This window comes from Streptomyces sp. NPDC030991 (genome assembly GCF_055571235.1).
Genome location: NZ_JBVIFR010000045.1, coordinates 1 through 25,160, shown reverse-complemented (window position 1 = coordinate 25,160; position 25,160 = coordinate 1). Strand labels below are relative to the sequence as shown.

General features: G+C 66.4%; 22 protein-coding genes and 4 pseudogenes. 8 read left to right on the top strand and 18 right to left on the bottom strand.

Features of this window, described 5'->3' with window-relative positions; all coding sequences use genetic code 11:
* Positions 1–177 precede the first annotated feature (177 nt).
* Positions 178–990: pseudogene (locus ACZ45E_RS39315) on the top strand (IS701 family transposase); the annotation flags it as partial.
* A gap of 274 nt (positions 991–1,264) precedes the next feature.
* Here ACZ45E_RS39315 and ACZ45E_RS39310 read toward each other — a convergent pair.
* From ACZ45E_RS39310 to ACZ45E_RS39280, 7 genes are all read right to left on the bottom strand, one after another.
* Complete coding sequence (locus ACZ45E_RS39310) at positions 1,265–2,095, bottom strand: helix-turn-helix domain-containing protein (protein ID WP_468231229.1); 831 nt, start codon at positions 2,093–2,095, stop codon at positions 1,265–1,267.
* Positions 2,096–2,100: 5 nt separating this feature from the next.
* A complete protein-coding gene (locus tag ACZ45E_RS39305; protein WP_468231226.1) occupies positions 2,101–2,391 on the bottom strand; it encodes a hypothetical protein in 291 nt (96 codons plus the stop codon).
* Positions 2,392–3,166: 775 nt separating this feature from the next.
* Complete coding sequence (locus ACZ45E_RS39300) at positions 3,167–3,628, bottom strand: ATP-dependent DNA ligase (protein ID WP_468231224.1); 462 nt, start codon at positions 3,626–3,628, stop codon at positions 3,167–3,169.
* Between the two features lie 508 nt (positions 3,629–4,136).
* Positions 4,137–4,316 (bottom strand): hypothetical protein, encoded by a 180-nt coding sequence (locus ACZ45E_RS39295; RefSeq protein ID WP_468231222.1) that lies wholly within the window; start codon positions 4,314–4,316, stop codon positions 4,137–4,139.
* Positions 4,317–4,459: 143 nt separating this feature from the next.
* Complete coding sequence (locus ACZ45E_RS39290) at positions 4,460–5,062, bottom strand: hypothetical protein (RefSeq protein WP_468231219.1); 603 nt, start codon at positions 5,060–5,062, stop codon at positions 4,460–4,462.
* A complete protein-coding gene (locus ACZ45E_RS39285) occupies positions 5,059–5,961 on the bottom strand; it encodes a hypothetical protein (protein WP_468231216.1) in 903 nt (300 codons plus the stop codon). Before ACZ45E_RS39285 ends, ACZ45E_RS39290 begins: the two co-directional genes overlap by 4 nt.
* Positions 5,962–6,486: 525 nt before the next feature.
* The gene (locus ACZ45E_RS39280) at positions 6,487–6,624 is read right to left on the bottom strand and encodes a hypothetical protein (protein WP_468231214.1); all 138 of its coding nucleotides are present in this window, start codon (positions 6,622–6,624) and stop codon (positions 6,487–6,489) included.
* Between the two features lie 574 nt (positions 6,625–7,198).
* Here ACZ45E_RS39280 and ACZ45E_RS39275 point away from each other — a divergent pair.
* Entirely contained in the window at positions 7,199–7,864 is a 666-nt protein-coding gene (locus tag ACZ45E_RS39275) for a restriction endonuclease (protein ID WP_468231211.1), read from the top strand.
* A gap of 175 nt (positions 7,865–8,039) precedes the next feature.
* Here the strand turns inward: ACZ45E_RS39275 and ACZ45E_RS39270 are convergent, their stop codons facing one another.
* From ACZ45E_RS39270 to ACZ45E_RS39255, 4 genes are all read right to left on the bottom strand, one after another.
* On the bottom strand, positions 8,040–8,462 hold the full coding sequence (locus ACZ45E_RS39270; protein WP_468231208.1) for an NUDIX domain-containing protein: 423 nt from the start codon (positions 8,460–8,462) through the stop codon (positions 8,040–8,042).
* Positions 8,463–8,526: 64 nt separating this feature from the next.
* Positions 8,527–8,799 carry a hypothetical protein gene (locus ACZ45E_RS39265; protein WP_468231206.1) on the bottom strand — a complete coding sequence of 91 codons (273 nt, stop codon included), beginning with the start codon at positions 8,797–8,799 and terminating at the stop codon, positions 8,527–8,529.
* Positions 8,800–9,233: 434 nt separating this feature from the next.
* Positions 9,234–9,677 (bottom strand): hypothetical protein, encoded by a 444-nt coding sequence (locus ACZ45E_RS39260; RefSeq protein WP_468231203.1) that lies wholly within the window; start codon positions 9,675–9,677, stop codon positions 9,234–9,236.
* A 621-nt stretch (positions 9,678–10,298) separates the two neighbouring features.
* On the bottom strand, positions 10,299–11,393 hold the full coding sequence (locus ACZ45E_RS39255; RefSeq protein WP_468231201.1) for a site-specific integrase: 1,095 nt from the start codon (positions 11,391–11,393) through the stop codon (positions 10,299–10,301).
* Positions 11,394–11,461: 68 nt separating this feature from the next.
* Here ACZ45E_RS39255 and ACZ45E_RS39250 point away from each other — a divergent pair.
* A pseudogene (locus ACZ45E_RS39250) lies at positions 11,462–12,061 on the top strand (RHS repeat-associated core domain-containing protein); the annotation flags it as partial.
* Between the two features lie 692 nt (positions 12,062–12,753).
* Here the strand turns inward: ACZ45E_RS39250 and ACZ45E_RS39245 are convergent.
* Positions 12,754–13,035: a hypothetical protein gene (locus ACZ45E_RS39245; RefSeq protein ID WP_468231199.1), complete on the bottom strand. Its 282-nt coding sequence runs from the start codon at positions 13,033–13,035 to the stop codon at positions 12,754–12,756.
* A gap of 77 nt (positions 13,036–13,112) precedes the next feature.
* Between ACZ45E_RS39245 and ACZ45E_RS39240 the strand changes: the two genes are divergently transcribed.
* On the top strand, positions 13,113–13,757 hold the full coding sequence (locus tag ACZ45E_RS39240) for an SMI1/KNR4 family protein (protein WP_468231196.1): 645 nt from the start codon (positions 13,113–13,115) through the stop codon (positions 13,755–13,757).
* 60 nt (positions 13,758–13,817) lie between these two features.
* Here the strand turns inward: ACZ45E_RS39240 and ACZ45E_RS39235 are convergent, their stop codons facing one another.
* Positions 13,818–15,752: a hypothetical protein gene (locus ACZ45E_RS39235; RefSeq protein ID WP_468231193.1), complete on the bottom strand. Its 1,935-nt coding sequence runs from the start codon at positions 15,750–15,752 to the stop codon at positions 13,818–13,820.
* Positions 15,753–16,574: 822 nt separating this feature from the next.
* On the opposite strand from ACZ45E_RS39235, the gene ACZ45E_RS39230 reads away from it, so the two are divergent.
* The gene (locus tag ACZ45E_RS39230; protein ID WP_468231191.1) at positions 16,575–17,033 is read left to right on the top strand and encodes a hypothetical protein; all 459 of its coding nucleotides are present in this window, start codon (positions 16,575–16,577) and stop codon (positions 17,031–17,033) included.
* Between the two features lie 48 nt (positions 17,034–17,081).
* Here ACZ45E_RS39230 and ACZ45E_RS39225 read toward each other — a convergent pair whose 3' ends face one another.
* The 4 genes from ACZ45E_RS39225 to ACZ45E_RS39210 all read right to left on the bottom strand — a co-directional run bounded on the left by ACZ45E_RS39225 (position 17,082) and on the right by ACZ45E_RS39210 (position 20,693).
* Complete coding sequence (locus tag ACZ45E_RS39225; protein WP_468231189.1) at positions 17,082–18,131, bottom strand: NucA/NucB deoxyribonuclease domain-containing protein; 1,050 nt, start codon at positions 18,129–18,131, stop codon at positions 17,082–17,084.
* Positions 18,132–18,701: 570 nt separating this feature from the next.
* On the bottom strand, positions 18,702–19,820 hold the full coding sequence (locus ACZ45E_RS39220) for an IS630 family transposase (RefSeq protein ID WP_468231186.1): 1,119 nt from the start codon (positions 19,818–19,820) through the stop codon (positions 18,702–18,704).
* A gap of 72 nt (positions 19,821–19,892) precedes the next feature.
* Positions 19,893–20,279 (bottom strand): hypothetical protein, encoded by a 387-nt coding sequence (locus tag ACZ45E_RS39215; protein ID WP_468231184.1) that lies wholly within the window; start codon positions 20,277–20,279, stop codon positions 19,893–19,895.
* 93 nt (positions 20,280–20,372) lie between these two features.
* Positions 20,373–20,693, bottom strand: coding sequence for a hypothetical protein (locus tag ACZ45E_RS39210; RefSeq protein WP_468231232.1), 321 nt, complete (start codon positions 20,691–20,693; stop codon positions 20,373–20,375).
* A 5-nt stretch (positions 20,694–20,698) separates the two neighbouring features.
* Here ACZ45E_RS39210 and ACZ45E_RS39205 point away from each other — a divergent pair.
* Positions 20,699–21,073 (top strand): annotated as a pseudogene (locus ACZ45E_RS39205) (ISL3 family transposase); the annotation flags it as partial.
* 903 nt (positions 21,074–21,976) lie between these two features.
* On the opposite strand, the gene ACZ45E_RS39200 reads toward ACZ45E_RS39205, so the two are convergent.
* Positions 21,977–23,047, bottom strand: coding sequence for a zeta toxin family protein (locus ACZ45E_RS39200; protein WP_468231181.1), 1,071 nt, complete (start codon positions 23,045–23,047; stop codon positions 21,977–21,979).
* A gap of 122 nt (positions 23,048–23,169) precedes the next feature.
* On the opposite strand from ACZ45E_RS39200, the gene ACZ45E_RS39195 reads away from it, so the two are divergent.
* Together ACZ45E_RS39195 and ACZ45E_RS39190 are read left to right on the top strand one after the other, a co-directional pair.
* Positions 23,170–24,762, top strand: coding sequence for an ISL3 family transposase (locus ACZ45E_RS39195; RefSeq protein ID WP_468231179.1), 1,593 nt, complete (start codon positions 23,170–23,172; stop codon positions 24,760–24,762).
* Positions 24,763–25,033: 271 nt separating this feature from the next.
* Positions 25,034–25,160 (top strand): annotated as a pseudogene (locus tag ACZ45E_RS39190) (transposase); the annotation flags it as partial.

Here is a 25,160-nt window from a genome sequence, read left to right as displayed (position 1 = left end):
TGGCAGCGGCCTCGCTGGCCAGGTAGAGCCGACGCCGCCGCTCATCAAGGTGCGGCAGGAACTGATCGAACTTGACCTTCAGGACACCCACGCAGATCCCGTCGGCTGGATACGCAGCCATACCTCAGCGTCCCACCAACACCCCTTCCTCGGACACTTATTGATAGACAGGCCCCGGGACGCACCGAGAACTGCCAGGTCGGGGTCTTCCTCGCCTATGCGACCGAGCGGGGACGCACGCTGATCGACCGCCGCCTGTATCTGCCCACGTCCTGGACGGACGACCGCGAACGCTGTCGGCAAGCGGGCATCGACGACCACATCGACTTCGCCACGAAGGTGGCGATGGCCAAGGCGATGGTCCGCCGGGCTATTGCCGAGAAGATCCCGTTCACCTGGGTGACTGCGGATGCCGCCTACGGCTTCAGCAAGGGCTGGCGATTCGAGCTCGAGCAGGCGGACGTCTTCCATGTCATGGCCACCATGCGGCACGACACCGTCGTCACCCGCTGGGCCATGGATCATCCCGTCCACGACCTGTTCACCGGCCTTGCGCGGCAGAAGTGGAAACGCCGGTCCTGCGGCGAGGGAGCCCACGGCCGACGGATCTACGACTGGGCCCGCATCGAGGTGCGGCCCTGGCACCGCGAGGACCGCCGGCACTGGGTCCTGGCCCGCCGCAGCGTCAGCAGGCCCGAGGAGATCTCCTACTACATCGCCTACTGTCCGGCCGACACCACCCTGGACGAGCTGATCCGTGTCGCGGGCAGCCGCTGGACGGTGGAGGAATGCTTCCAGACGGCGAAGCAGGAATGCGGCCTGGACGACTATCAGGTCCGCCGCTATCCCGGCTGGCACCGCCACATGACCCTGGCCATGGCCGCCCACGCCTGCCTGACCGTCCTGCGAGCCCGCCAGCTGGATACGGAGAAAGCAGAAACGGATCCTCCCAGCTCATCCACCTCAGCCTCGCCGAAATCCGACGGCTGATCACCCGGCTCACCAACCGCCGCCCCCCCGGCCGAGCACATCCTGCACTGGTCCCATTGGCGACGACAACGCCAACACCAAGCCCGCATCAGCCACTACAAACGACGCGGACACAGCCCCTGAGAACTGTTTAGCACTCAGGACAAGCACCGTTGCAGTACTAGTGGTGGAGGTGCTAACCGGCACCACCCGGCCCTGCCCGGCACCCGGGCATGCAGCACGGTGCCGGCCCGTCGGCAGAACCGACAGCCGGCACCGGCAAGCTGGCTAACCGTCAGGCGGCGATGGGGGCATCCCTCCTCTCCGCCAGTGTCTGGGCCGCGGGACCCATCAGTTCGTCCAGCGTCGTGTCCTCGAACAGACCCGGGTGGTGCTGGGTGCTCGGGACGGAGGCCTGGTCAGGGACTGGCACCAGGACGAAGCCGTCCTGGACGACCGCGTCGGGCGCCTTCGTCTTCGTGTACCAGTTGACGAAGAGCTTCTCGCGGGGGCGGACAGATCCGCTGAGGTGCAACAGCGTCTCCATCAGCTTCGTCACGCGGCTGCCGCGGACCTTGTACCAGGACTCGAACCACGGGTAGAGGTCGTGCTCCTGGACCTCGCACATCTCAAGGAAGGCGATGTAGGTCCTGACGTCATAGGGCACAGCGCGGCCCATGACGATCTCGTGAGCGGTGCTGTGAGGGAGACGCCATCCGGCCTTCTCCTCCATCTCACGTACGGGCGGGCGGCCGGCCCTGTTATACGCGTCGCGCATCGCTCCGCTGAGATCGCCGACGTCCCGTACGAACTGCGGCTTGGGTACGACCTTGGCGCGTCGGGCATTACGCCTCGCCTCGGCCGAGGCCTGCTTCGCCTGGGTGTAGAGGGCCTCGGCCTCCTCGACGTCGCCGCCGGCTGCGGTGACATAGTCAAAGACCACCTCCCAGGTCGGTTCCTTGGAACCGCCGCGGGCCGCCCTCTTCAGGGAGCTCGGCGAGGACAGCGTGTGCTCGGCGAGCTCTTCGTAGTTCTTGCCCACGACTGCACGGAGCTGGCGGAGGTAGGCGGCGAGCATGCCGACCTCCAGGACCGTGTAGTCGATCGGATTCTCCGGACGTCCCATGGCTCTCAGCTCCCGGAACCGTTGTTCAGAGCCGCGAAGAGGACCCGGCGAAGGATTCCTCCGGTGCGGCTTCCTCCCGTGCCGCCCTTCGTGTTGGCCGCCACGACCACGGCGACGCCGATACCGCCGGCGACACCGAGAAGGAGAAGCACATCGCGCACCGGCATGCGCGCGAAGAGGCTGAGAACGACGGCCGCGGCGAGAAACGCCACGATGACCAGGGCCTGCGCCATGCCGAAGAACACGGCGGCGACAACCGGGGTGGGAGAGGCTGGCGCCTCTTCGGTTCGCTTCACTGGGATAGACCCCCATGAAAGGAAGCCGGCGGCGGCCGTCGGGCCGCCGCCGGGCTGTTGGTTGCTGACTCACCGGGCCAGGAACCGCGAGGCGTTGGCGGGCGCCCCGAGCGCGGTAGACGGCTCGACCGGAAGGAAGTCGCAAGGCCTTGGCGTGCCTTGAGCGCGAAATCCCGCCTTAATCCCAGAGGATCCCAGGACATGTCATCCGATAGGACCAGCCAAGGAGTTGGTCCAAGAACTGTCCGAGCAGTGATCGGGCGGAACAGGACTCGCGCATGTTCCGTGAGCTGGGGCATCGCCCCAAAAGCCGGGGTTGGGTCAGATCTGGTCCGGCTGCGTCGGGTGTGACCCAACTCCCCCCGGGGGGACAGTTACATCAGTTCGCGGGATAACCGGCTCCCACCGGAGTAGCGCGGATAGCACCCATGAGTTTGCTGACTCAACCGAACTAATGGGGGATCAACAGCTGGTCTTGCTTGGCGGCTGACCAGCGAACAGAGGGCAGTGGCGCTTATCCCTTGGCGGGGTTGATCGCGTTCGCCCATGCAGTCGGACGTCTAGAGCCGGGAGGTCAGGTGCTTGGGATGCAATCATCTGGCAGGTTCTGGTCAATCCCTGCAGGCAAAAGTGCCGGGCTACGGCGGCTGCCGCTCGTATCGACAGCGGCCGTGTGATCCGGAGCGGTGAGTCCCCCGTACCAACAGGTGCGGGGACTCACCGTATGTCCGGCCGGCCGCAACTTCCGCGGTGCAGTTCCGTAGGTTTCTGCCCTCTACTGAGGCCGGTTCTTGGTGCGGAGGCGTTTGTCTGCCCGGGCGCGGGCGATCAGTGCGGCACGCCGCTCCGTGTACGGACTTCCCCGCAGGCCGGTGCCGTCGACGGCGAGGCAGTCCCACACCGCGTAGTGCGCCGGGAACTCTGCGGCGAGTTCCGACGCCCGGCGTGTGGAGTTCCCGCGGGTCTGCGCCGCAGAGAAGTCGAGCCTGCCATCGACCCAGACGACGGCCTCACCGTCGAGGACCGTGCCCGGCCGCAGCCACGCCTGCCCGGCCACCGCAAGGTCCATCCATGACCTGGTGACGGTCCGCCCTGCACGGGTGTGGCAGCGGACGGTGTCAGCGATGCGGTGCATGACGAGCCGGTGCCCGTCGAACTTCGGCTCGTACCACCAGCCCGGCCCGGTGGGCAGGGAGGTCACGTTCTCGGCGAGGGCAACAGCAACGGGATACTCCACTCCTCCACCCTCCGGCCGCCGCCGGCCCGGCGCGTGCGCGGCTACTCCGCCTGCACGTCCGGCGCTGGCACCCCGTTCAAGGCGGCCACCGGATTGCAGATCTCGCACGGCTCGACGGGCAGCCCGGGATCTTGCAGGGCGACCATCGCCTCCTGCGCACTGATCAGCCCAAATTCGCCCTTGAAGCACAGTCTCCCCGGTGGAGCAGCGCAGCAGTACCGGCGCGCTGCGGTTGGATCTTGAAGGAGCGTGCCGCCCGGGCCTTCTCCCGGCGCCGCGCCTCCACGGCGACCTGCTGCTCCAGGTACTGCACGGTCCGCCGCTCCAGCCCCGCACTCCAGCCAAGACAAGAGGATGCGGTGCTTCTCGAGGCGCTCCGCCAACGGCAAGTCGTTCATGCGTTCGAGTCTATGCGTGCAGGTCAGCACCATGCGAAAGCTGCCCACTGTCCCGTGGCGGCGAACCTTGACCGCTTGCCATCAAAGTTTGAGCGATGGCGGAGCCGCTACTACCGACGGAAGAAGCCTAAGTAGAGGGCCGCAATGATCGCAGCGAGGATCGGCAAAACCACGAGGTGGACGCAGCCGTTCTCCTCCCAGTCCTTTGCGATGCCTACGATGAAGGTGATCGCGATGATGGCTCCGATTCCCCACAGCGCGATCTGCGTACTGTCCAGCGCAAGGTTCATGGAGCGGCCTCCGGCTGTAGGGGCCAAGTGTGGCGGCGCAGGCTCTGAATTGCCCCTCGCGTGACACGTTTCGTGACGTCAGAAAGTACAGCTCTGACCTGGGCGGTCAAGTTTCGATGGCACGAACGCGCAGTGGTCAAACTTCAGCGGCATCGAACACCCACCCCGCAGCCCCGTTCCCTGCCCGCCCCCGGGCAGCAGCCTTTGACACCGCCCCGTTGCTCCCCGGCGCGACCGGTCTGCACCACGACGATGCCATTTCGCGCCGGGGAGTGACGGGGCCAGCGGGGTCCCGGGGGCGGCGAAGCCCCCGGGTAAAGGACTGTGGCGTGCGCCTGGGCCTTGCGCTGGTCGGTGAGGTCGGCGAAGCGGGCGACGGCGGACCGCTCGGCGGGGGTGAGGTGGTCGATGCTGGTTTCGATGGCCTCGTGCACGCCGGTACTCGCGCGGTGCGCGTCGTACAGCTCGCTCTCGGCGTCGCTGAACTCCTCGAAGTAGCCGCACTCGATCAGATGCCGGACGCTCGTGCGTGTCTCGGTCTCCGGCATCTTCAGCTCGCTGATCAGCCAGTCGATGCTGCCGTAGGGGGCGCAGATGTCGAGCAGCCACCTGCAGCGCAGATAGACGCCCAGGTCGGTCGCGGACAGCCGGGGGTCGGTGATCGGGTCGTGATGGACGACCAGCGAGTACGGGCCCGACAGATCACTGCGCAGTCGCACCGTCGGCTTCTCCTCGCCAGCGTTCACCGGGACAGCCTCTCGGCCTTGGCCATGACCTGCTGCCGCTCGCGTTCGGCGCGGGCCTTCACCCGCTTCAGGGTCCGCAGGTCCACAGCCTTCTCGACGCCGGCACGCACCAGGTCAGTCAGCAGCTGCGGATCGAGGGCCTCGGCCTGGACGGTCTCGCGCATGTGGTCGCCGCGCTTGTCGGTGCGCTTCTGAGGCGCGGTGATCAGTCCGTATCGGCGGATCTGCTGCGCGGTGACGGCCAGGCGCTGGATGGTCGGCGGGGCACCGCCCATTTCCTCGACGAACGCCAGGACGTCCTCGGCCGCGGCGTCGAGGATGGACAGGCCGCTGGGGTCGTAGTCGCCGACACTGAGCACGGTGGTCGGCAGATCGCTGTAAGCGATGCGCATGGCCGCGTCGTGCTTGGCGGCCACCGACTCGAAGCCTCCGGAGCAGTACACGATGACGCCGTAGTCCCGTGTGACGCTCGCGATCATCGGCATCATGCCCTGGGCCTCGATCCAGACCTCGACCACCCGGGGTTGCCCCTCGGTCAGCGGCCGGGCGTAGTACTGGGCGGAGGAGCGCACCGAGTCCCAGAACTCGGCGGGGCTGTCGTAGCCGAAGGAGTGACCGGCGGAAGAGGCGCGGTCGTCGCGGATCGCGTCCATCGGGATGAGTCGGGCACGGCGGGCCCGGTTCAGGGTCTCCTGCAGCCGGTCGTATGCCTTCTCGTCCTTGGGGAAGCGGTGCTTGCCCACCAGTCGGTAGAAGACCTGACGCGCGGTCATCGGGAGGAAGTCGCGGTACTCGTCGAGGACGGCGCGCACCTGGTCGACCAGCAGCATGGTGTCGGGCTTGGGAGCCCAGGGTGCGAATCCGCGGGGCCGGGTGCGGAGGTAGGTGCGTCCCGACACAGTCGTTGTGTTACGGCTTGCCGTGCTCATCGCTCCATCGTGGCAGCGGTTCGCCAGACTCAAACTCCCAGCGGGATACGCCGGTTGGGCCGTGCGCTGTCAGTGCCGGGTGCTTTGATGGGCGGCTATCACTTCCACGGGTGAGCGGCGGGAGGCGCCATGGGGCTCGTACGGGTGAGGAAACACACGAGGGGCGGCACGGAGGTACGTGAGCACACCCGCTGGCCTCCGGGCGCGCGTCGGCAGATGACCATTTTCGTCACCGTGTGCGTGATCGTTGTCGGCGTCGGCAGCAGTATGGGCGACGCCTCGACGGGGCAGGGTCCGGGGGCGGGCGGCAGACAGCCGCGTCCGCAGCAGACGGGTGTCTACCCGGTGCATTTCCCAGGCTGGGAGGAGCCGAAAAGACCCACGCCGACGGTGTCGTACCCGGTCCGGTTCGACCGGGGTGACTGACTCCCGGACCGGTGCAATAAGGCCCCTGTCAGAAATGATAGGGGCCCTTTGACGTGCACGAAGTGAGGGTCAGGGGTGATGGGCGGGGGCGGACGCGGAATGCGACGTGGTGCTGCTCGTCGGGAACTTGGTGTCGGCGCCTCCGCCGCTGGTCAGAGCCAGCAGGAGGAGCAGGAGCAGCAGGAACCCGCCCCCGGCGCCGGCCACGACGGCGACGGTTCCCGGGCTGATGGATCGGCGGTGTCCGCGCACCCGGGTCCCGTCGGAACGGTAGTAGGGACGGACGCTGGTGGTCGGGCCTGACTGGACGGGGCGGGGTCGCGGCGCGGGAGTGCGGCGCGGAGCAGCACGTCGGGGAGCCACGTACGGCTGGGCTGTGCGCGGCCGGGTGCGGCGGGTGTGGCCTTTGACGTAGGTACCGTCACGGCGGCGGTGGGGGCGTACGTAGGTCACGGGCGGTCCTCGGTGGTGAAGGGGGGCGGTCAGTACCCCCAGGGGGAGCCGGGTGTTCGTCGGCGCAACATTCGACGGTAGCGCCGCCCACTGACAACGCTGGGCGGCCAACTCCTCGACTGTGTGCGGCCGTTGAGTATGAGGCGGCGATTTTCGGTCGGGTGATCTCGACGCTGTGCCGACTGTCAGTGCGGGGTGTTGTCATAAGAGTGGCGGGGAGCTGTAGACGAGGGGGGACCGTGCCCAGGAACAGGGGATACGACTGCGCCGATCACACCGGTCGCGCCGCGCAGCGGGCACTGCGCCCGGTAGCGGTCGAGGTGGCCCGGTGAGCCCGCGCCGCCGGCGGCGCAAGAGCGAGGAGGATCTGCTCGCCGCGCTCGGCGCCCTCGTGTTGGTCGGGTTGGTACTGGTCAAGGTCAGTCAGTGGGTGTGGGCGCACTGGTGGGTGCTGGTCGTGTTCGGCGTGCTGGCCCTGCTCGTGCCCGCGGGCCTGGTCTACCGGAAGGTTGACCAGATACGGTCTGCCCGGCTGCGGGTCGAGGGCCTGACGTACTCGCTCGGCCAGTTGGACGCGATGCACCACAGCGTCTTCGAGTCCGCGGTACGCGATCTGCTCGCCCGGGACGGTTCACGCGACGCGCTGCGCTGCGGCGGGCGGGGCGACCTCGGCGCCGATGTGAAGGGTCACGACCCGCTGGGCCGGTACTGGGTGATCCAGTGCAAGCACCGCAAGAACGGCCTTGCCGGTTCCGCCGTCGGCACCCCCGACCTGCAGACCCTCAACGGCACCGGCCGACCGGTCCACAGAGGCGACGTCGTGGTGCTGGTGACCAACGGCCGCGTCTCGCAGCCCGCCCGCGACTTCGCCCGCAGCCAGCAATTGCACCTGGTCGACCGGCACCTGCTCGAACAGTGGGCCCGCGGAGTGCGCCCACTGCGGGAGATCCTCCCAGCCATCCCCGCTCCACGAAAGCCTCATCGCTTGCGGTAGGCGCTCTCTGAGCACGGCCCAGGAAAGAGGCCCCTGTCATTTTTGACAGGGGCCTCTTTCCTGGCTCCTCCCATATCGGTGTCTGTTGCAAGGGCCGTTTACTCTCATACAGGGGAGCCCGCAGCCAGCTCGAATGGCTGCGGGCGTCCCTGCTCTGTGTGGTGCTGCCGGACGGTCAGCGGCCGGCGGTGGCCTTGGCGAGGATGTCAGCGTGGTCGAACGCCAGCGGCTCGGGCAGGCCATCGAGTGGCCACCACCGGGTGCTGCGGGCGTCGTCCCCGGCGGCGATGGCGGTTCCGGCGGGCACCTCGGCGAGGTACACGTCGGTGATGTACCGGCCGCGCGGGTCGCGGCCGGGCTGGTCCCACCGGCCGACCTCGTGCAGCTGCTCGGGGGCCACCCGGAGGCCGGTCTTCTCGACCAGCTCGCGCGCAGCCGCGTCCCTGCTGCTGTCATCCGTCGGGTCGACGTGACCCCCGGGCAGGGCCCACTGGCCCTCGTGCGGCGGGCAGTCCCGCTCGATCAGCAGGACCTGGCGGTCCGGCGTCACGGCCACGACGTCGGCGGTGTAGCGGGTCTCCTCGGCGGGATCGGTCATCGGTACTCCTTGGCTGGTCGGACCGCCCGGTGCCGGGCGGTGTGGTGTCCTTCTGCAGGGGCGGTCAGCGGTCGACGACGTTCTTGTCGAGGTCGCGGTGGACCAGGCCGACGACCAGGTCGCGGGCGGCGAACTGCTGGGCGTCATCGGCCAGTCCGTACGCGGCGGCCTGCTCGGCGTCCCCGGCGACCGTTCCCTCCTCGGGGGTGCGCTCGATGCCCGGCGGCAGGTCCTCGACCGCGAGGTCGGCCAGCTCGGCGGCGAGTCGGTAGATAGCGCCGGCCTGCGGGTGCGCGACGTACGTGGGGGAGAAGAACGGGGCGCTGTAGGTGCACACGCGGTGGGTGCCCCGGTCGACCTGGCCCAGCTCGCGTCGGACCCTCTCCAGCCGGGTAGGTCGGCGGTCGGGCGCTGTGCCTTGCGCTGGGCAGCGATGACGGTGTCGAGGATCGTGCGCATAGCCGGGTAGGCCGCGTTCCAGTGCTCGACCAGCCGCTCGGCGCTGGCCCAGTCGATGTTCTGATTGGTGACGACCTTCTCCACGGTGAGCGTGGGCGTCAGGCGTGCCGGTACGGCGGTCTGGGTCTGGGTCACTTCTGGCTCCCGTACAGGTGGGTGATCAGGGTGTCGAGCAGCCGGTAGAGGTCGGTGTGCTCGGTGACGACCGGCTCGGCGATGTCGAGATGGCCCAGCTCCCGGGACCGGGTGGTGAGCCGGGCGGCAGTTAAACGGAAGCCGTAGGCGTGGCTCTCCCACTGCTCGGGCTCGGGGTCATAGGCAAAGGTGGCGAGGACCTCGGCGGTGCGGCCCCTGGTGCTCGGCGCGGGCCTCGATGGTCAGGCCGATGGTGTCGCGGCTGTCGCCGTGGGTGCGCCCGGACAGGGCGGTGAAGCCGGGCAGCGGGCTGGTCTTGTCGGTGAGCAGTCCGGCCTCGCCGGTGACGTAGGCGCGCTCCTCGCCGTCCGGGTAGCGGATGGCCAGCTTGCTCTCGCCCGCCTCAAGATCAGGGCCGCCGACGAAGGGTTCGTGTCGGGCGGGATACGGCTGGGGCTGTTCATGTCCGAACCGTACGACGCGATGAAGGAACCGAGACAGGCGGCGGTCAAAGAGACTGCGCGTCCCCTTCGCACAGTCGTGGGGAATTCCGGCTGACTGGCTGTCTTCTGCGGCGTCCGGGCGAGAGTTCGCGCGAAATGATGCGGAGGCGCGGAACAATCACCCCGGACGTTTAAAGCTCCCTTCCGATGCTAGTTTGCGTTTACACGCTGCCAGGGTTTACGTTGGGGGCCTTGGAAGCTGCAGTCTTTCCAAGACCCCCGCTCGCTTGCTAGGCGGTGTTGTACTGAATCAGAGCCAGGTGAATCAAGGGGATCTGAGGCAGCACGTAGTAGCAGCCAAGCGCTACCGCGCCCCAGAGGACGATGCACAGCATCGTCCTGCGAGGCGTGGCAAGGACCCATCGGAGCGTGCAACAGAGCTGGTTCCACAGCTCAGCCCACGCTCTGCAGTTGTCGTGACGCATACGCGTCCTTTCCGTCCAGTTGGACATCGTTCCTTCAGCTGCGCCACCAGGAGCGGCAGTTTCTCGCGTGTCCGCGCGAGAAACTGCCGCTTCCTCGTGGTGCGTAGATGCGGTGCAGCCGGTCGGGCCAGAAATGTCCCGACCCAACAACGATAAGCAGACTTCGACGGAAGTCGAGGCGCGTTCCACGATGCGGGATTTACGACGGAAATGGCGACTGCCCGAATTCGTTTCGCGACTGAATGCAATAACGCGGGGGGCATGCTGCTTATGGGTTACCAGTCGGCGCCTTAGCGTCACCGCGTTTTTCCCGGTTACAGCACCTTCACCAGGGCGTTTTCCTCCCAGCCGTCCCCGTCCTCGAAGTAGCCCTCCATCGCGGCGCTGTTCTCGACCCATCCGCCCTGCTTGGCGATGACCTTGCGGTCGTTGCCGGCGCGCTTAGAGCTGGTGGCCAGTCCGCGGCGCGGGGAGTGCCCGGTGGGCCGGAAGTCGAGCTCGGCCCACATGCCCAGCCGGGTGATGACGTCGCCGATCGTCTCCGGGGCGAGCCCGCCGTCCATGACGGTGTGCCACCTGTTGTGCAGCGGCTTGTAGGCGAAGTCGTCCGGGTCGGTCAGCTTGGCCTCCGCCTTCCAGGCCCGCCAGGCGCGCACCGGGCAGCTGCTCGGCCGGGAGCCGAACGGCACCTTCACCTTCCGGGGCTTGATCTTGGAGACCCGGACGTCGACCTCCATGCCGTGCTCGGTCTCGACGAAGTCGCGCAGCCGCAGGTAGGCGACCTCGTGCTCGCGTCCGGCGATGGCGAAGCAGGTCAGTCCGATGGAGCGGTCGCGGATGCCCAGCCGGTTGTCGGGGGCGGCGACCACGGTGGCGCGCAGGTGCTCGGCGAGCAGCGCGGGCGCCGGGCCCCGGCCGCGGACCTCGCCGGTCTTCTCCAGTTCCTTCTTCTTGGCCTTGAGCACCCGGCGGGCGCGGGCGGCCACGGTCTTGTCGAGGACCAGGTGGTGGTCGGTGCGGCCGGTGACGACCACGCCGGACAGGCGGCGGTCGATGGTCGAGGGTGCGGTGTAGGTGCCCTTCCTCCAGCCGGACTGCCACCACAGCCACTCGACGAACGCGGTGAGCGAGCCGGAGGTGATGGCGGTGACGGGCAGTTCGAGCAGCGCGCAGAACTGCTCCCACTGCCTCCAGTCGGCGGCGTAGGAGTCGGTGGTGTTGTCCGGCCGCAGGTTCTTCTCGTGCGCCGCGCTGCGCTCCTCCAGCTCCTGGAGCTTGGCGAGCACGTCGGGGGTGAACGCCGCGGCGTTCGTCACCGCGGTGGTACCCGCCGGTCCGGCCGACGCCGGCAGCACCAGCGAGGGGGGGACGACGGGCGATGCATCCGTGCTCGTCTTGGTCTGTTCCATGATGGCCCGTCACGCACCTTTGTTCGTAGCGCCGTTTGTGCTGTCTGCATCCCGCATATGGGGAGCATGAGCCCGGGGGCACGCTGAACTCCATGACCCGCAGCGGCAAGGCGTACTACTACCTCACCGATGCCATCGGCTCGGTCATCGGCGTGGCCGACGAGACCGGCACGAAGGTCAACACGTACGCCTACAGCCCCCGCGGCGTCACCCGCGCCGCCACCAGCGAAAAGGTGGCCCAGCCGTACCAGTTCGCCGGCGGCTACCACGACACCACCGGCCTCTACCACTACGCGGCCCGCTACTACGACCCCAACATCGGCCGCTTCACCCAGCCCGACCCCTCCGGCCAGGAACAGAACCCCTACCTCTACGCCGAAGGCGATCCCGTCAACCGCATAGATCCGTCCGGACTTTTCAGCTGGAGTGATTTCGGATCCACTGTAGGTGGCGCCGTAGCGGGACTTGGTGCCGCAGCCGCGGTGACTGCCGCTTGCGTCGGGACGGCAGGAGTCGGGTGTGTTGCTGCCGGAGCTGTGACCGGCGCCCTATGGGGGGCAGCTGGCGCAGGTGCCGGAGCCGTAGCCTTTGGCGGCGATAGCGGTGACGCGAAAGACGCAGTGATTGGGGGCGTACTCGGCGGTCTGATCGGCGGAGCCAAAGTCTGACGCACAACTTTCGGAGGTTCTCATGTCGACTGCAGACGCGGGCAAAACAGTCCGGTGGAAGCTAGTCGCGCTGTACACCCTGATCGGTGTTGTGCTGGGTGTGGTCCTGAGTATCTCCTTCGGGTACATCGGAGCGCCTTGGCAGGCAGGGCTGGTGCTGGGCGGGCTCGGAGCACTTGTCGGCGTTGTGCAACCAGCTATCAACCGGAAGGCGCGGAACTCAATGCCACGTGATTGATTGATCGGGGGATGTGCCACGCAGCGCACATTCCCCGGTCAGTGCGAACCGCACCAGGCCTGGCAGAGGAGATTCCGGCCACAGTCCTACCTGCTTGTCCAGTTGCGCACCGAGTGCCTGTGCCGATCACGCTGAGCTGAGGCCGCGCCCCTCACCGGACCAAGAGCGGAGCAGCAGACGCGTCTGCTCCGGCCTGGAGTTCACCAGCGCATGCCGAGCTGGTCCAGGGCCGTTGTCCAGAAGCGGTCTTTCTGATCAGTGGGTGACGGGCTGGCCTGGGCTGATCAGTTCGGTGCTGGGTGGTGGGGGTTGTAGGTCGGGGCTGTTGTTGGCCGGTGACGGCGGGGCCGGGGGCTTGGGTTGTGTGTAGTGAGCTGCTGTTCTGTCAGGGGTACGGAGTGCTGGTCAGGTGTGGTCAGTTCTATTGCGTTCTGCTCAGGTTCGTTGAGTGCTGCTATGTAGTGGTGTTGAGCCAGTACGGGGCGGTGTCCATGTCGCGTGGGGTCCAGTTGCGGATGGGGTCTGGGGCGGCGGCCAGGAACTGGTCGACCGTTTCGATGTAGCGGCTGTAGCAACTGTAGCGGCCGGGTGCGTGGGTGAGGGGGGCGTCCGGCTCGGGGGCATCCTCCGGGCTCTCGTCTGCAGGCTCGTCCAGTTCATGCTTGTTTTCGTCGTTGTCTCCGGGTGGTTTGCCGCCCCTGGGGAGTGCCTTGATGGCGAGTCCGTATCTGGTCACGGCGAGCACTGTGGAGCACCGGCCGTTCTTGTGTCTCGTCCTGAGCGGCAGAAGGCGGTGCGGGTAGCGTGTTACGCATGGACGACCACGTGGCACGCGAGCGAGACATCGAGTGGCGCCAGATAGATGACGCCTGGCAGCGGATTGAGGCATGGCTTCAGATGAGGGCCCCCGCGACTGCAGGGAGCTTGTTGCCCGGAGCTTCTGAAGCGGATATTGAGGGACTTCAGGAGTCTCTAGGGGTGCGCCTGCCTGTCGGACTGAGGGCGCTGTGGAGTCGGCGTGCGGGGGTAGGCCCGGAGTGGACGCCTGGCTTCATGCCTGGGGGCTCTGTATTGATGTCGTTCGAGGTCGTACGCCGGATATATGAGCAGCAGATGCTGTTGCGGAGACGTGATGAAGAGGCGCAGAGGCAGAGGGGTGGCACAGATGAGATTACGGTCTGGCGCGCCTCCTGGATCCCTTTCGCTGCGATGGACGCAGATGCCCTATCTGGTCTGTGTGTGGACGCTGAGAGCGGAAAGATCTGGCGCTGGAGTGAGTACGCGGATCGAGAGGTGCAGTTCGATTCACTGACGGATTTCATCGAGGAGATGGCCGATGTCCTCGAGATTCCGGCGCTCGCCAGAGAGGCGCAGGTCGGGTTGATGAACGGGTTTTTGGTTTGGGGCGTGCCGCAAGATCCGGCCGAGCGTGCAGCATGGGAGCCCCTGGCCGATTGAGAGGTGCGGGGTGTGGGGCGAGTACGCATGCTCACCCCACACCCCACGCGTCACGATGATTTAGCTGATCTTCTTCCAGGCACAGGTGCTGCTAGTGGAGGTGCAGTGCTCGAAGCCAGGGTTTCTGAGGTAGAAGGCATCGTTGTCGAGCATGCGCCAGGACGGGGCCGGGAGGAGGTGGAAGGCCCCACTATTCTGGTCGCCGGGGATGGTGGCGCGGCCGCACTTCTCCGCGCTAGAGGGACCGCCCTTGTCCTTGCGCGTGTCGGCAAAGAGGCCGAAGGTGCTACCCGAGGGATTGGTGTAGAGCTGGGCGCACTGGTCACCAGAGGAGACCTGGTACTTGTTGCTGGCGTCGGGGTAGCCTCCGCTCTCGTGAGTTGAGGCCATGGCGAACTCGTCGCACGTCGGCGTGCCCATCGAGGCGTCCATGGAGTGCTTACTCCAGTTGTCTGGACAGACAACCTTGCGGCTGTCGTTACTCGACCACTTGCTGCCATTCGCGTTGGTCTTGGTGGTATCAGGGCCGAGATAGTGCAGCGGTGCGTCGCCGGTGCCGGGGGCGCCGGTCATCCGGTTCTGCATGAACCAGTAGTAGGCGCCGGCTGCGGGATAGAGGTTGGTGTCCATGGTGTAGGTCGGGGTGTAGTACGGGAGTACGCACCCAGGGGTGGGGCTGCCTGTACTGAGATCGTCGCACCGAACCTTGAGCTCGTTGCCGCTGCCGCCAAAATCAGCCTTCGCGGAGAGGTCCAAGTCGACGTCGACGGCGGCGGTCATGTTCCAGGTGAGGTCGATCGTCTCCTTGCCAGTGCCCGTCCACTTTGTGGTGGTGCTGGCAACCTGTGTCTTGTCGACTTCGCTGTCCAGCCAGTAGCCGCCCGCGCTCGCTCCTGTCAGGTAGTCCTTCCAGGCCACCTGAGTGCTGGTGCAGTGGTCACAGACCGTACCCGCGTTCCACGTGAGGCGGACACCAAGCAACTGCGGGTCGATGGACGTAGGCGTGACAAAGAGCTGCTGGTCGAATTCGGCGAAGTCACTGCCGCTGGAGGTCTTGTTCGGGTAGGCCTTCAGCCGTTGTTGGAAGTTGAACGTCGCGACTCCGAACGGAGGCTTGTCCTCATCCCCAGCAGACGTGAAGATCAAGGTTGCGCTACCTACATCGTTGAGGCAGGCGTCGCCCCGGGTGATGTAGTCGTGCCCTGACGGCTTGGCTGAACACCAGGACACGAGGTCGGGCACTGACGCCTCAGCTGAGAGCAGGGACTTCTGCTTCTTTTCGGAGGCCGGATGGAATTCAAGGCAAACCTTGTGGCCTTGCGCATCGGGCTTCGAGCAGTTTGAGTCTCCGGCCTTGCGGATCGCCAGGGCTCCGGGGTCGCTGCGGAAGATTTCCTGCGGGAGCTCGGCCACGGAATTGATGGTTGAACTCGCCTGAGGCGCGGGGAACGTTGCGTAGGCCCCAATGCGGAACTTGGCCCACGGAGACCAGGTGGTCTCGTAAAGGTGGCCGTCGAACGCAGACGTGTGGAAGGTGTAGGTGACGCCCGGCTTCAGCTTGCCGGCAGGGACAGTTACCTCGGCGGTGGCGCCGGATGCGACAGCAGGAGAGACGAGGACACCGTACTCGTCGTCGACCAGCTTGACCTTGTCCTTCGCGTTACCGCTGGCGTCAGTCGTCCAGACCTCGAAGGTCTCGGTGCTCTTGTCGCCGTCCGCGTCTGACACCGTGTTGCGCAGCACCGTCTCGGGGCTGGTCACATTCCACACGCCGCTGGCCTGCTTGAATTCCGGACCGGCCTTGGGGGTCTTACCCGAAACCGGCCTGCTGTTCGCGGCTAATGTGTGGACCTCAGGGCCTGCTGCCGGGCGGCTGGAGGGGGCGGCATTGGGGTCGATTCCCGCGTTCGAGCCGGCGTCGGCGAGCGCCGGGCTGGAACCAAGGAGAATGGCCAGGATGCCACCTATGGCTGCGCGTCGCAGGTATCTCGCCACTTGTCTGTGTCTCAACTAAAATCTCCTCACGAGTAGGCGAGCTGTGCGGTACTCGCCAGGTCACGTTCTATGCGGACGGAGACGGCTGTAGCAATACCAGTTAGTGGCCAATGCGCCCAATCGTGCTGTGTGTTGACTGTGATTGATGTCATGGTTGTATGGCATCTCGTGACCTTTCCGTGAAGACCCTGCGCCCAACTCGCGTACGGGGGGCCCTGTTACGTCATGCGCACCCGAACTAATAGGACCCCGTTACTGACCTTTCCGGTGAATTGTTGGGGAGTGTCACGTTGTGAACGACAGGTCAGTGCCGTCCAGGCATCCATCGATGAGGGCTGGTGTGTGCTGGATGCGTCTCAGGCCGCTGCGGACGACCTGCACGAGGTGTTCGGTCAGGACCGGTGCGAACACCCGGCCGCCCTGCTCAACGCCGAGACGTCGCGCCCGGCTCGGTGAGGTCCCATCAGCCGTGCCGCGATGGCGCGCGGCCTCCCAGCTTCTCTTTGATGCGGGCTTTCAGGAAGGCCGCCCACTCCGCGGCCGTCGCTTGTCCTTGCGCGGTCGGTCGCTTGGGTCGCTGTTCGGCGGTCACCGGCGGGCTTCCGCGGGGAAGTCCGGGTGTTTTCCCACTGCTTGGCCTCATTGCGCATCCACGTCGGCTTGCGCACGGCGCCGACGATGTCTCCTGCTCCTTGCATGGGGCGACGCGGGGTTCCTGGACGAGCTGTCCGGCGAGCAGGAGTTGGGGATCATTGAGAGGGCGCGCTGATGAACGACTAGAGTGCCGTCCGACCAAGGATCTGGTGAGGCAGGGAGCGCCCAGTGGCATCGTTGATCCAGGAAGACATGCTCGACGTGCGTGTCTCCTTCAACAGCTTCGCTTTCCAGGAATCGGACGAGAGTCAAGTGCCGGTCCCGTACAACCAGGACTACGAACCAGGCAGATTTCTGGCTCCTCACCAGCGGCGGGTGGACGTGTACAGCGGCGCGCATACGCACGATGCCGAGGTGCGGGTCCGGATCTGGGACGGTGAGCCAGGACTGGAGCCCGGTCCCTGGGATGAGCAGGACGAGGTCGAGTTCGACTCTGCCACCGGAGACATCGCCATCTGGTCGAGTGTTTACGGCCGCCTGCCCGAACTAGTGGCGCTGGGCGCTCCGGGTCTTTGGCGGCTGCGCGTGAGTTGTGCAGGGCGGGCAGAGGCCAAGCGTGTATCTGAGCAGGAGGGCGTTGCCTACGGAATTGAGAAGTATCTCGTCGAGTTCTGGCCCCAGCCGTGACGCAGCGGGCTCGCCCAGGGAAGACTCCGGAGCGAGCCCGCCGGAGGGTCAGCTGGTCTTGACGATGAAACCGTCGTCCGGCCCGTCAATCATCCGATTGTTCGTGTAGAAGCCGGCCAGCAAGTTGCCGGCCGCACCGTTCTGGGCGCCGTCCACGGGCATGACGGAGTAGTTCTTCTTCTCTACGTGGACGTCGTACTCTTCGACAGCCGACCCTTGATAGGTGGAGGCAAAGGGGTACTCGTCACATTGCTTGCCACCTGCGGCATAGTTGTTGCCCCAGTAGCGCTTGCACTCACGAACCGCGACGGCTCGGTTGCGGTCCGCCCGGCGCTTGTCCAGGTAGAGGCGGGTCAGTGGCTGTTCAACCTTGTCCCCGGGTACGTCTTTGAGAGCGTTGAGTGGCTTCGTCGACATGGGCTTCGTGAAGGCTTTCTTGATGTGATCCGCAACAGCCTTCTCCGGGGCGCCAGCCTTGGAGCTGTAGTTCAGCGTGGCGGTTACGCTGAAGACGGCGCCACCTTTGTTGGCCGGGTTGCCGGCCCCTGTGGAGTTGCGAAGGTAGGAGGCCGCGTCCCAGCGCGGAGCGAACATGAAGGGCTTCCCGACGGCGGGGCTCTCACCCAGCCATCCCGGCGGGAGCGTACTGACGATCTCAGGCTGGTAGACGGCGAACACGGCATCTGCCGCACCGGAGCCCATGCCTTGGCCTGGCGCGTAGCGCAGCGTGTGCTTGTAGTGCGGGGCGGCCTTCATCTGTGGCCAGGTCTTGGTCACAGGAAGAGCGTTGCTGAGGACGGGCTTGGCCGCTGAGGGCCAGTCCTGCGCGACCACGCCTTTCAGGCCGATCTTCAAACCTGAGACGCTTGTTGTGCCCACGGTCTTGAAGTCGGTCACGTCGTAGTCGAACGACATCGTGCGATCGGATTCCTTGGGCACCGATCCGCGAATGTACACGGAATAGGTACTGGTTCCGACTGCGCCGCTTCGCTTCTGCCAGACCGTTGTGACCAACTGTCCGACGCACACCGAAAATCTCGACTTGATGTAGACCTGTGCGGTGCCGCGCATCGCCTTCTTGCACTCGTCGAGCGTCATGGACCGGGCAGGCTCGGGGTAGCTGACCGTGGGCCTCGCGCGGGCTGCTTGAGCGGCCCGCTCTGGCGGGGCTATCACTGCGTTTACAGTGGCGCGTCTGCCATACCTTGCTGCGGGGCCCACCACTTCTTTCGGAGTGGTTGCCGCTGCGGCAGACTGCGCCGTGGCGAGCGCGGAGCGCACGGCCCTGGGCGAGTTAAGTGATGCTAGCGACGGCACTGGCGTACCCACGGGCAACACAAACGTTTCTGCGCTCATCGGAGCCGGCTCAGCAACGCCTGCGGTGCTGACGGCCGGATACAGAGCTGCGGCCGTCGCCAGCACGGCAACGAAGAGGTGGCGTGGGCGGTATACGGATCTGATGTTGTCCCCCTGGGATGTGGATCTGGTCGAGTGGTGCTGCGCCGATCTTGACGCCGCCCCGCCCACACCCTCTGGGATCACATGACTGAACATCCACGTGTCGAAAATGTGAAGGCTGAAACAGTACGGGAACTGGCCAAATAGTCGATCACTGGCGGGGCGTCCCGCGGCTAGTGCTGTGACCGGGAACGTTGGCCGGATCGGTGATCAAGCTGATGCGGCGAGTGGTCGGCCGCCCCATCGGATGCCCTTCTCGCTGCGGACGCGGGCGCGTTCCCTGCGTTGGGCCGCGAGGACGACGGGGTGGCGGGCGTTCTTGTTGCGCCAGCGCAGGTACCGGTGCAACTCCCGGGTCTGGACGGTGTGGTTGGGATGGTTCGAGTTGGCGAGGGTGAACTGTCGTAACGGCCCGAAGTGCGCTTCTATCGGGTTCGCCCATGAGGCGTTGGTCGGGGTGAAGCACAGCTCGATCTTGTTCTTCACGGCCCAGCGGCGGATCCGCCAGTTCTTGTGGGCGGAGAGGTTGTCCAGGATCACGTAGATCGGGGCGCCGTCCGGGCGTGCCGCACGGATCGATTTGAGGGCGGCCCAGGTCGGGGCGATGCCCTTGCGGCGCCGGTTGACGCCCCACAGGGTGTCGTCGCCGACCGAGTAGCAGCCGTGGAAGTAGGTGGTGCCGTGGGTGCGGTGGTAAGTGGCCGGCAGCCGGTCGGGCTTGCCCTTTGTGGCCCAGCACGAGCCGGCGGTCGGACGGATCCGCGGTCCGAACTCGTCGAAGGCGAAGGTCCGGTCCGGCCGTTCGTTCAGGGCAAACTCGATCCGCTTCAGCTTGGCGTCGAAGTCCGGGTCGGTGGACTCCTTCCACGTCTTGGTGCGCTGGAAGGTGATCCCTCGGCGGGCCAGCAGGCAGCGCAGGGCCTCGCGTCCGATCTCTATCGGCCGTGCGACGTCGCGGCGCAGATGCTCGGCGAGCTTGCGGACCGACCAGCGGGTGAACGGCTTGCCGAGTTTGGTGGGACGGATGGTGGCAGTCTGGATGACGAAGTCCTCGTCGTCATCACTGAGCAGGCGGGGACGGCCTCCCGCCCATCGAGGGTCCAGGCAGGCCAGCCCGATCTCGTTGAACTTGTGGATGACGTCGCGAACGGTGTCCTCGTCGGCCTGCACGAGTCTGGCGATCACCGGGACGGTGTTGCCACCCGCCGAGGCCAGCAGCATCATCGCCCGGCGATAGCGCACCGTGCTGGTGCTGCCGCGACGCACGATCCGCTGCAGCTTCTGGCCCTCCAGCTCGCTCAGCCCTCGCACCCGAACTGGCCGCGCCACCCTGCCTCCCCGCGCCGATCGAACATGCCGTCACATCCAACCTCCAGTGGGCAGGCGCGGTGACCACTCGCGTCAGCGGATCGCCTGGATGCTCGGCAGCGGGTGCTCCCAGCCGCCGGTCAGCTCGATGAGGACCTGGCGCGCGAGCTGCCGGGCCTGGCTCCACCCGGCATCGCTGACCAGCGCATCCCGTGTCCATCGGTCGGCCTGCTCGTGACCGCTCATAGCGGCAAGCAGCACGTCGATCTCCAGGAGCCCAGCAGCGGCGCTCCCGCTGATCTGGTGGTGCTCCACCAACCTGTTGGTCATGCGGAAGGCGTGATCGAAGTCCAGCGCGATCTCATCCACCGCAACCTCGTGCTCATCGAGCCAAGCCGTTTGGACCGAAGCATCGGCCGCCAGCACCGACAAGGAGTTGATCAGAAGGCGCCGGAGAACCATGAAATCGGGTGCGTCCACCCTCTGATCGTCGCACGCACCCAGCCCCTGAACGGGAACAAGGCCAAAGACACCCTGCGATCACCAACCCGGCGAACGTTCCCGGTCACAGCACTAGCTGCCGTCACCGCCGGACTGCTGGCCCGCTGGGACGGCGCCTCCCTGCCGGCCGCCCTGCTGCGCTCCGGAGTAGCCTTCGGCGGCACGATCACCCTGCTCACCCTGGTGATCAGCACGCTCACATAACCCGCCGCGGATCTCGGGCACGTCGATCTCGAACCCCGCGAGGACGCCCTCGACCACCTCCGAGAGCCCGAGGTCAAAGATCCGCTGCAGGACGGTGTCCAGGGAGCACACCGCGACCATGGGGGAGCGGTGGCCGACCGTCCGCCAGGCCTGGGCGGTATGCACCAGGAGGTCCAGCGTGGGAGCCATGACCACTGCACAGTGCGGTCAGCCGGACGACGCTGCTACGGCTGCTGATGGCCCTTCCTGATCCCTACTGGGAAGCGCCCAAGGTGCTCGGGGTCGGTGATTTCGCCACCCGCCGTAGGCAGCACTACGGGACTGTGCTCATCGACTGCGAGACCCGCAAGTCGCTCGCCCTGCTGCCAGGACGGGACGCGGGGACGCTGGCCACTTGGCTGTGTGAGCATCCTGGGATCGAGGTGATCTGCCGGGATCGTGCCGGCTCCTACGCTGAAGGCGCCCGCGTTGGGGCCCCACAGGCAGTCCAGGTCGCTGACCGCTTTCACCTGTGGCAGAACCTTGGCACCGCAGTGGAACAATGCGTGCGCCGGCACACCGTCCGCGTTGCGCCTCGTCGCCGGGCTCGTATGGCAGGGCCAGTCGCTACAACGTAGTGAGAGTTGTTTGTAGCTTGTTTACGGTTGCCAACCAACTAGGTGACCTGTCTGTGTGGTCCCAAGGACCTCAGGTGTCCCGTGCGGTGCTGGTCGCTGCTGTGAGGGGCGGCCGCTTTCTTCGGGGGTGTACGAGAGCCCGGTTCAGATGGGCTGCAGCTGTACGTCGCTGGCCTGCGTGAACTCTCGTTCGGCGCTGGATCCGTCCGTGCCGAACGTTACAACTTCCCTCCATCTGTGGGGAGTTCCTTGAGTAAGTGGTTATGAACCAGAGCCAGCGGAGATAATATCCCTCGAGTTGGTTACCAACTTGAACAACGGGATCAAGCTTCCTGTAGCCCAGGCGAGCGACCGAGAATGAGGGTCTTGCGGGGTACCGACTGGTCGGTTCTCCTGTATGGATCTTGTCGGGCCGTGGCAGCGGCCCTGTGAACTGGGACGGCCCCGCCGCGTCGAAACGCGGTGAGGCCGTTTTCCGTATGGGGGCCAGACGTGAGTCCATTTCGATCTATGAGTTCTTCGTAGTCCTTTACGTTCCGGGGCAACGTTCGGCTGTATTGGCGATTGGGAAGAGCAGAGACACGCAGAGGTAAAGGGCTGCGACTGCCATCGCGGTGTCTCTGTTTTGTTTTTCACCTGGGCTTGGGGAGGTGCTTCTTGTGAGTCGTGGTGCAGGGAAGAAGCGGGGGGCGGGTGCTGATTCGCTTCCCGCGGTGGCGCACTTGCCGGGGTCTAACGCGGTGACTGCGGTGTTGATTGTGGTGTGCACATTGGTGGGTGCGGTGGCTGTTCTGCTGGTGATGCAGGGGTCTGTGGGGGCACTGGGTGTGGTGACGCCGATTGTCGGCGCGGGGTTCACTTTGGCCGCGAAGGTCGGTGTTCCGCGTAGTCGATGAGGATGTAGGCCGGGGGACGCGGTGTTGGCGTCTCTCGGCTCCGCCGCGGTGGTGCTGGCCGCAGTCTGCGGCCTTGGGGCATCGTGTGGGCGACGGCTGTCCGGCCTGCCCCCTTGCTGTGAACTGCGAGCACAACGGTGATGCCGGCCGGCTTGTGAGTGGTCTGCCCGGCCGTCGAAGCCATGTAGTGGTCGGGTGACGCGATGCTCTTCGAGGACGGGCCCCTGACCTCGCCGGTGGACCGCGCTCCGTGCCCGCGTTCCGCGAGGACCTGGCATAGGAGATCGAGGGGGACCGGCAGCAAGCGACGGGGGCTGTGTCGTTGCGTCGCACCCGTTGCCGCTGACGGCGCACCAGCTGGGTGGCCGCTCTTCCCGGCACCGGGCTGACCCATCACGAACACCACCATCGGCCGCCCCTGCGGCTGCACCTGATCGAGATACCCGGGCACGACCAGGTTCTCGAAGATCCACTGGTGTTCGTCCGCGGAAAGCCGGTGATAGTCGACCCCGGGCGCCGCGGCCCGCACCTGCGCGGTGCGCCGCAGCGGCTCGGACCAGGCCGACGCCCGTTCGGCATCACGGACCACCGCAAGCCGGCGGTCCTCATCCAGAACCGTCTCGTGCACCCGCCGGTCGGCGTCGGCCAGCTCACGCCGGAACACCGCCGTCTGCTGCGCGCTCCAGGGCCGCGCACGCTCTCCACGCACGACGGCCGCCGCCTCGGGCGAGCGCATCCAGGCGCCGCCGGCCCGCTCGTTGCGGTAGAGCAGTTCGCGGTTGCGTCGCACCACACTGACCCGGTCGGCCAGGCCCTCGCCCTCGATCACATCGAGCGTGGACAACAGGCCCTCCGCACAGACGTCGTGGGTCTCCCACGCCACGAAACGCCGGTCCTCATCGGCCGCGCGCAGATAGCGGTCCAGCACCCCGAGCTGGCTGACCGCCTCCGGGATCGCCAGGATGGCTTTATCGGTGAGTCCTGGGTTCTGGCACAGATCGTCGTCGCGGAGGGTTACATCGATGTTCAATTGTGAGGGACTGGCTCGTGTGAGACGGCGTACGCCTTGTCGCCTGACAGTCGAAAGTGACGCTCCCTCAGGTTTTTGTTGGTCGACGCCATGGTCGGTTGTGGACGGTGATGGTGCTGGTCATGCGGACCGATGCACCGTTCTGGGACTCGCTGGTGTTCGACGGGATCGACGAGGTGGACGTCGAGGCGGTTACGGCGGCGTTCGGCACGGTCGAGGTGGTGGCGCGAGGCCGCGTGGCCGGGGCTGCCTGTCCGGACTGCGGCAGCTTCTCGGACCGAATCCACGACCGGTATAAGCGCAGGCTGAAAGACCTTCCGCTCGCTGAGCAGGGCTTTGTGATCCGACTGACGGTCCGGCGCTTCATCTGCGGAGCGGCGGACTGCCCGCGGCGGACGTTCGCCGAGCAGTTCTCCCGGCTGGCTGCCCCGCACGCACGGTTCACCACTCGGCTCAACCACGCCCTGGAGCGAGTGGGGCTCGCCCTGGCCGAGCGGGCCGGTGCTCGGCTGACGGCCCAACTGGGTTTCGGCGCGGGAAGGATGACCTTGTTACGCAGGGTCATGGCATTGCCCGATCCACGGTTCAGTACTCCGCGTGTGCTGGGCGTGGACGACTTCGCGATCCGCCGCGGCCAGACGTACTCCACTGTCTTGACCAGCGTCGAAGACCATCGCGTGGTCGATGTGCTCCGGACGCGTGAAGCCGGACCGCTGGCCGCCTGGCTGACCCGCCACCCGGGCGTGGAGATCATCTGCCGGGACCGGGCGGGCGCCTATGCCGAGGGTGCCCGACGCGGCGCCCCCAACGCTCTGCAGGTCGCCGACCGGTTCCATCCGTGGCAGAGCCTCGGCCGGGCCGTGGAGACCTGCGTCGCCGCCCATCGCGACTGCCTGCGCAACCCTTCGCCCAGCAGCGTGTTGCCAGAGGCCACCGGAAGGGCTTCGGGTCGACCGCAGGACGACTGGGAGCCCGTCGGCCGGCGGGCTGAGCGGAAGAAGGCAGCACATGCCTTGGTCCACGAGATGCTTGCCCAAGGCCACTCACGCCGGGCGATCGCCCGGCACCTGGGTTGGGGCCTCAACACCGTGCTCCGATACGCAGCCGCCACACGCTGGCAGGACACCATCCGCGAGAACCAGCCCCGGCCCAGCAGGCTGGCCCCCTACAAGCCCTACCTGGAGCGGCGGTTCGCGGAGGGATGCACCAGCGTTACCCGACTGCACAGCGAGCTGGTCGCCGAGCACGCTCCCGTCACCTACGCCATGGTCCGCGCCCACATCGCCACTATGCGCGAGGCTCCGCCCGGGGCACCGCCACGGCCGCCGACGGTGCGGCAGGTGACCGGCTGGCTCACCAGGCACCCCACCGCCCTGACCGAGGAGGACCGCGCCGGCCTGAAAGACGTTCTGATTCGCTGTCCCGAATTGGACTCGGCCGCCGGACACGTCCGCGACTTCGGCGAGATACTCAGCGGGCGCCTCGGTGGCACGCTCCCTACCTGGATCGACGCAGTCGACGCCAGCCAGCTACCCGGTCTCAGCGGCTTCGCGCTGCACCTGCTCCGGGACCTCGACGCCGTGACTGCAGGGCTCACCCTGGACTGGAGCTCCGGCAGCATCGAGGGTGCCGTGAACCGCATCAAGAAGATCAAGAGACAACTCTACGGTCGAGCCGGGTTCGAACTACTCCGAAAAATGATCTTGCTCGAGTAGTTTAACGGAACAGAGTTGGCCTCTTGCTGGCCAGCACGTTCAAGGTCCGAGTTCGGTCGTCCAAACCCCGGCAGGGTGCTCACTCGGTCGTAGCCACAACTGAGGCTGCGACTCCTGATGCTTCTCTTCCACCTGTTCTTCCCAGTGAAATCGGTCATCCGCGTCGGGCCACGCAACTTGCAATACAGGAAAAGTGAGGCTGACCCTTTGGAGTGGACACCCTGACAATGGATCTTGAGGGTCCAGGGAGGGATGTCCAGGTGGGACGTAGTCTCCGTATCCGGAGGAGTTCCGGAAGGATGCTGTCGCGCTGTATCGCGCGTCGGGCGGTAAGCGGACGTACGCGGCGGTGGCCGCGGATCTCGGGATCACCGGGGAGACGCTGCGTACGTGGGTCC